This window comes from Bacillus sp. LR_5 (genome assembly GCF_042709275.1).
On record NZ_JAVAXX010000062.1, the window covers coordinates 21334 to 28002 of the forward strand.

The window sequence follows — 6669 nt, forward strand, 5'->3', positions numbered from 1 at the left end:
GTATGTTTGTAAAGAATAAAGAAGCAAGAAAACCTCTTGCTTCTTTATTTATCGTAATCAATGGCGGCTTTTGGGAGCCCGGTATACTTTGCCCAGTAATAAATCGCAAGTGAGCCGATCGCGACTAAAATGAGGTCGACGGGATTGCTGATAATCCCTAAACCATGTCCGAAAGAACCGATGTAGGAAAAGATCAGCATCATAATATAAAACCCGATAAGCCACCAGGCTGATTTCAGCTGCTGAGCGAGGCTGACATCTTCTTTAGGCGTATATTTGCTGAAACAGAGATAGATCAAAAACATCACGAGTTGTGAACCGAGCAGCCAGGAGACTGTTTTCCATCCTGACCAGTACACGATAAACGCTGTAAATATAAAGGAAAGCGGCCCGATAATGCTCATTCCCTTTAAATAAAACGGCCTGTTTAAGTCCTTGGCGTTGACCCTCAGCGCAGCTGAAGAAATGGGTGCAATCGCATATGAAAGAATGAGCGCGACTGAACAGACATTGACGAGCGCGTTCCACGAAGGAAAGGGAAGTGTCCAGAAAATGGACAGGGCAAACGAAAGCCAAAGCGAAGCGCGGGGTGTCCCCGTATCTTTATTGACCTTTGAGAATATGCCAAATAATGTGCCGTTACGTGCCCAGGCGTAAACAAGGCGGGATGTCGTATTCATAAAGATATTCCCATTTCCTCCGGGAGACAGAATGGCGTCTAAAATGACAAGCGTTGCAAGCCAGCCTAACCCGAGCATGACCGCAATATCCTTAAACGGCAATGAGAACTCCCGGCCAATTGCCGGCCAGCCATGTTTCAGTGTTTCTGTCGGGATTGCACCAATAAAGGTGACCTGCAAAACAGTATAAATGATGGTTGAAACGATGATGCAAATGATTAAAGCGATCGGGATATTGCGTTTTGGATTTTGGACTTCACCTGCTACAGATACAATCGGATGCAGGCCGAGATACGCAAACATGACGCCGCCTGTCGAGATGGCAGCCTGAATACCTGTAAATCCAAACGGTGCAAATCCTTGAACGGATAAATTCTCCGGCTGAAAATGAAAGATCAGCACAATAATGATGGTAATCGGCACAATATATTTAAAAATCGATATGATGAAATTCGCCTTAGCGAAGGTTTTGACGCTCCAATAATTCAGCAGGAAAAACAAGCATAATAGGGCAAATTGCAAGATCCAGCCGGAAATGGTCGGCGAATCAGACCCTTTAATGGTCAGGCCGGGAAACCAATAGGCCACATACTGGCGCACAGCTGTCACTTCAATTGAAATCAAGCTTGTATAAGCGACAATCGTGACAAACGAAATTAAGTAGCCGACAAGGTGGCCATGTGAATAAACGGGGTATCGAATGATGCCTCCGGTACGGGGCAGAGCGGCTCCGAGCTCCGCATATACAAGCCCGATTAACAAAATAATGGCTCCTCCGAGGATCCAGGAAAAAGCGCCGGAGGGCCCTGCTTTTGAAGCGACATTACTGACAGCGAACAGCCACGCTGATCCAAAGATGGCTCCCATCCCAATCAAAATCAGATCAAACAGCGACATTGATTTTTGAAAATTTCCTTGTTTAGACATTCGCTTCCTCCTTTGAAACCAGCCTTATATTCCTTACAATGCCCAATATGTAACAGAGAATACCGCTCCTAATAAAAAAACAGGGGCAGCCTGCGCCGCCCCTGTTTTTATTCATGAATCGAATCAAAGTGTTTCACTGTTATATTTTTGAAGGAGGCTGTGCCGCCGTCAGAATAAAGGGTAATTCCTTTATCTTCAGGCTTTGGGAAGACTTCATTTGAAAAAACGGTTTTCCCGTCGCCAACAAATACTTCTATCGTTGTTTTATCGACAAGTATTTTCAAATGCACCTTACGTTTGTTTACATCATAAGGAGCTTTGCTTTCGACATAGGTATTGCTTTTGTCAGGCTGATTTGTGGCTGCTCTATTGACATAAGCATAGCCGCCTTCAGCGAAAATACCGACATCAATATGGCGTTTTTGGTCTTCTGATTCTCTGAGCCTGACGCCTGCATTCTTTAGCTCTGACCAAGAAAGATCCGTATCAAGCTGGTACGTATCACCTGTTATCGACAATGTTTTTGATCCGTTCACATCCTGATCCTCTATTTCGTCAGTTGAAACAGTCAGCTGCTCCAAAGCTTCAATCGGCTGTGAGACGAGGCTGTATGTTCCATCCTGCTCCTTCAGCCGGAGTTCGCGTATGACAGAATCTGTGCCGTTAAAGCCGTTCTTCATTGTCGGGGTGTTGTTGGCATAATCCCAATTGTTCATCCAGGCAAGCGCATACCGCTTTTCTAATGGATCTGTGCTTTTGCTGTCTTCGAACGTCACACCGCCATACCAGTCGAAGCCATAGTCAAGCCATTGGGCTTCAGTCTGATCCGCTTTGAATTCTTTTCCGTCGAAGCTTCCGGTCCAGTAGGCGTACGTATTTGGTTTGCCCCACGGTTTGCCATTCGCGCTGGCACCGAGAACCCACTTATTCGTTCCGTCGCTTGCCCGCATCATGTAGAGGTCGGGACATTCCACCATTCCCGCCTGTTCTGGGAAGAATCCGCTTGTGTAATGCCAGTCCTTAAGATTATCGGATTCATAAAAGCCGATTTTTGATCCTTCAGCCATGACCATGACCCATTTGTTATCCTGGTCATCCCATATGACTTTCGGATCTCTGAAATCGTCTGTACCCGGATTAGGCATAACGGGGTTGCCACTGTAGAATTTGAATGATTTTCCCTTATCTGTGCTGTACCACAAATATTGTTCCTGTTTTTTGTCTTTGGCTGAGGGCTGTGTCACAATCGCGACAAGCGCATTTTTCCCAAAGCCGGCTGTGTTCTCTTTATCAACCACGACGGAACCGGTCCAAATGTCACCGTCCGGGTTTGTATATTTCGGAATCGCCACGCCTTCATCGGTCCAGTGCACCAAATCCTCTGAGACGGCATGGCGCCATTCTGTGCCGTTGCCTTTTGGGTAATCCCGGTTATATAGATAGAAATAATGATACTTGCCATCAAAATAGATCGGTTTTTGAGGGTCATTTTTCCATTTATCCGGAGTCGTAAAATGATATGCCGCCCGGTAGTCCGGCTTCTGTTTTGATTTTGTTTTTTGGTCATGTCCTTCTTTTGGAAATAAGTCGATAAACAGCAATATTCCTAAAAAGGTTAGGAATACGGTTAGCCATTTGCCTGCTTTTATATAGTTCATATGGGATTCACCTTTATGTTGATAAGAAATAAAAGAAAATGCCAATAGGATATCGGCATTTTCTTTTGCGTTTTTATTTGTTAACTGTTAATTGTCCTTGTTCAAGGATGCTGTCTTTGACAACAGATGTTTTCTTGCCTTTGATGTTCAGCAGGAAGCTTGGCGCAAACGTTGATTGTTTGTCTGCGTAGAATCCTCTGTTTGTCATATAGCTTGTAATCACGACATTGTTTCCTTTCGCTTGAGGTACAGCGAAGTGTGAGTAAGTAAAGGTTACATCGTTAGGATCAAGATCCATTTTTAACACAAGGCCAGTTTTGTTCAGCGGCTTGTATGGGCCAGTTAAAGAATTAGAAACATAGCCAAGCATGTAAATATCGTTAGACGTAATGCCGTCAATCGTCATTTTTGACCCGCGGGAGTCAGTGAACAGATACCATTTGCCGTTCATTTTAAAGACGTTCGCGCGTTCAATTTCATCTGTTACTGTGTTAGATGCAATCAGCGGTTTCATCACTTTTTTCAGTGTGTAATCATCGTTTAGCTCAATCATGCCGAGAGCGCCGTTTGCTAACTCAGCCGTGCGTTTTTTATCGCTTTGCAGAAGCTTTTGACTTTCTTGACGGAAGAATGATGTGCTTTTGCCATAGTATGCTTTGTTAAATAAAGATTCTTCGCCTTGGTAGCCATCTTCAGTTCCAGTGTTTGCTTCAAATACTAAGTATTTGTGGCCTTTATCTTCTACGTAGTGAGGATCTCTCAGCGTATGGTTGTCGCCTGAGCTGTAGTTGCCTTCATCGATGAACTGCTGTACATTTTGATACGTTTTGCCGTCACCGTCAAAGATTGATTTATAATCCTCTACACCGTTGATGTTCAAAGAGCTGTCTGATGCTGATACGTTAACCTGTGCAGTTGTCAGTGTTTGTTTGCCGTAATGTTTACCGGAGAAATCAGTGTAGAATAAACGGATTTTTCCGTCAGATGTAAATGTGGCTGAACCTGACCATTCTTGCGTTTGGTCTTTTAGGATAGAATCATTTGCATCGAATTTGTCGCTGTCTTTAAAGACGCGGCCAGCGTTTTTCCAGCTGTCAATAGAAGTTTCGCCGACTTTTTGATAGAACATGTAAATCGATGTGTCATCCGCATTTTTAGGATCTCCGGCTAATGCAAAGACGATGTGGTAGCCGTGATAGTTTGCGACAGTGCCGTCAGCGTTTTGTAATGGCCAGCTGTCCCAAACGTCCAGGCCTTTTGCAGAAGAGATATTTTTAATTGTGGACGAATCGAATTCAGGAACTTGATATTTTTCATTTTTTTGCTGTTCAGGGATTTGCAGCATATCATGGCGTGTAATATGGGAAATGCCGTATGTTTCCTTATATGGCTTTTGGTTCGTTTCTTTCGCAAACGCTTGAGTTGCGCCTCCTGCCAGCAGTGCGGTAGTAAAGGTTAATACTGTTGCTTGTTTTGCAAACTTTTTGATGTTCATCGTTCATGTCTCCTTTTTTATGTACTGTGTTAGCGGTCTGCTTCTTCCAGCCCTCCTGTTTGAAGATGGCAAGTTAGTTACGCACAATAAAAAAAGACCTAAAATATGTAAGGGGTGACGCCAAAGTATACACTTTGCCCTTTACACATTTTAGGTCTTGCCTGCTTTATCAGTAACAAACCCGCTCGATTTACTTTTCGACCTCATTCTATTAGACTCTCGTTTGGATTGCAACTGGTCTATTTTCCTCTTTTGTTTGATAGAAAATCATAAAAGGATTTACGGACTACAGGCCTAAAGAACTAAAAAATCTAACTGTTTCTTTTCGTTCTCTGTATTTTTTATAGTTTCTGTTGCATGGGCATAAAGTTGCCTTTTTAATCACAATTCAGAAAATATCATAATATCTCATTTCACTAAATAATAGTGAACGGCAGGTATATGTGATGGGTTAAAAAGGATCTCTAACTGAAGTATTTTTCGAAATATTTGAAACATTAGTAGGTTAGTAACGTACAGAGATATGGGAGGTGGAGGAATGAAGCAGAATAAAAGAAAGCATCTTCAGACGTTATTTGAGACATTAGGCGAAAAACATCAGTTTAACGGGACGGTTCTGGCTGCGGAGGGTGGCGATATTTTATATCACCACTCTTTTGGCTATGCGGAAATGACGGAAAAACGCCCGTTGAAAACCAACTCTTTGTTTGAGTTAGCGTCTTTGTCAAAGCCTTTTACAGCATTGGGAATCATCTTGCTGGAGGAGAAGGGGATTCTTGGCTATGAGGATAAAGTGGATCGCTGGCTGCCCGGTTTTCCGTATCAGGGCGTAACGATTCGGCATTTATTGAACCATACGTCAGGGCTTCCTGATTATATGGGATGGTTTTTTGCCAATTGGGATTCACACAAGATTGCGGTGAATCAGGATATTGTCGATATGCTGATGAATGAGGGGCTATCTGGTTATTTTGAACCGAATGAAGGCTGGATGTACAGCAATACGGGGTATGTGCTGCTGGCGGTTATCATTGAAAAAGCATCTGGCATGAGCTATGCGGATTTTATGAAAACAAGTATTTTTTTACCGGCAGGCATGAATGAAACAAGAGTGTATAACAGGAGGCTTTCGCCTGAGCGAATTGATCATTATGCATATGGATATGTGTATGATGTACATTCCGAAACATACGTCCTCCCTGATGAGCTGGAGGAAACGAACTATGTTGTGTATCTCGATGGCATACAGGGAGATGGGACGGTGAACTCTGTCACAAGCGATTTGTTTCGATTTGATCAGGCTTTATATCAGGACGATTTCATCAGCAAGGCTTCTAAGGAATCTGCGTTTTCTCCAGTGCGCCTCAACAATGGAGAAACAATTGATTATGGCTTTGGCTGGGTACTGCAAAACAGTCCTGAAAAAGGGCGGATTGTCAGCCACAGCGGAGGATGGCCCGGCTATTCGACGTTGATGATCCGATATATCGATCATCGTAAAACGCTAATCTATTTGAGTAATAAGGAAGAGGATACTGAATATGAACAAGCGATTCTGAAGGCGGCGGAACATATTCTATTTGGCCAGCCATATGAGGTCCCGGAACGTCCTGCTGATAAAAAGAAAAAAGCAATTGATACAGCGATATACAGCCACTATGTTGGCAGCTACCTGTTGCAGGATGGGACGGCTGCACAGGTGACAGCCGAGAATGAACGGCTTTATTTGGAGATCACCGGACAGCTGAGACTGGAGTTATTTCCTTCCTCGGAAACCCGTTTCTTTCTGCGAGCATTGTCTGTTGAAGTCGAGTTTATGTTAGGCGGGGATGCTGCGAAAAGCTTTATCCTCTATGAGGATGGCTCAGAAGAAGAAGCGGTCCGTACAAATTAGAAAGGAATGAATTTG

At 43.6% G+C, this 6669-nt stretch carries 4 protein-coding genes; 1 reads left to right on the forward strand and 3 read right to left on the reverse strand.

What is annotated here, in order from left to right; genetic code table 11:
* Positions 1-44: 44 nt before the first annotated feature.
* The 3 genes from aspP to sacB all read right to left on the reverse strand — a co-directional run bounded on the left by aspP (position 45) and on the right by sacB (position 4760).
* A complete protein-coding gene (aspP, locus tag RAC86_RS14955) occupies positions 45-1607 on the reverse strand; it encodes an aspartate/proton symporter AspP (protein ID WP_003228228.1) in 1563 nt (520 codons plus the stop codon).
* Between the two features lie 107 nt (positions 1608-1714).
* A complete protein-coding gene (levB, locus tag RAC86_RS14960; protein WP_015714756.1) occupies positions 1715-3265 on the reverse strand; it encodes a 2,6-beta-fructan 6-levanbiohydrolase in 1551 nt (516 codons plus the stop codon).
* A gap of 73 nt (positions 3266-3338) precedes the next feature.
* Positions 3339-4760, reverse strand: a complete 1422-nt coding sequence (sacB, locus tag RAC86_RS14965) for a levansucrase (protein ID WP_001022105.1) — start codon at positions 4758-4760, stop codon at positions 3339-3341.
* 538 nt (positions 4761-5298) lie between these two features.
* Here sacB and RAC86_RS14970 point away from each other — a divergent pair.
* Entirely contained in the window at positions 5299-6654 is a 1356-nt protein-coding gene (locus tag RAC86_RS14970) for a serine hydrolase (RefSeq protein WP_134991789.1), read from the forward strand.
* Positions 6655-6669 lie beyond the last annotated feature (15 nt).

Bases quoted from the DNA above. Each gene is read 5' to 3' on its own strand.
- aspP (WP_003228228.1), bottom strand. From the start codon at position 1,607: ATGTCTAAACAAGGAAATTTTCAAAAATCAATGTCGCTGTTTGATCTG.
- levB (WP_015714756.1), bottom strand. From the start codon at position 3,265: ATGAACTATATAAAAGCAGGCAAATGGCTAACCGTATTCCTAACCTTT.
- sacB (WP_001022105.1), bottom strand. From the start codon at position 4,760: ATGAACATCAAAAAGTTTGCAAAACAAGCAACAGTATTAACCTTTACT.
- RAC86_RS14970 (WP_134991789.1), top strand. From the start codon at position 5,299: ATGAAGCAGAATAAAAGAAAGCATCTTCAGACGTTATTTGAGACATTA.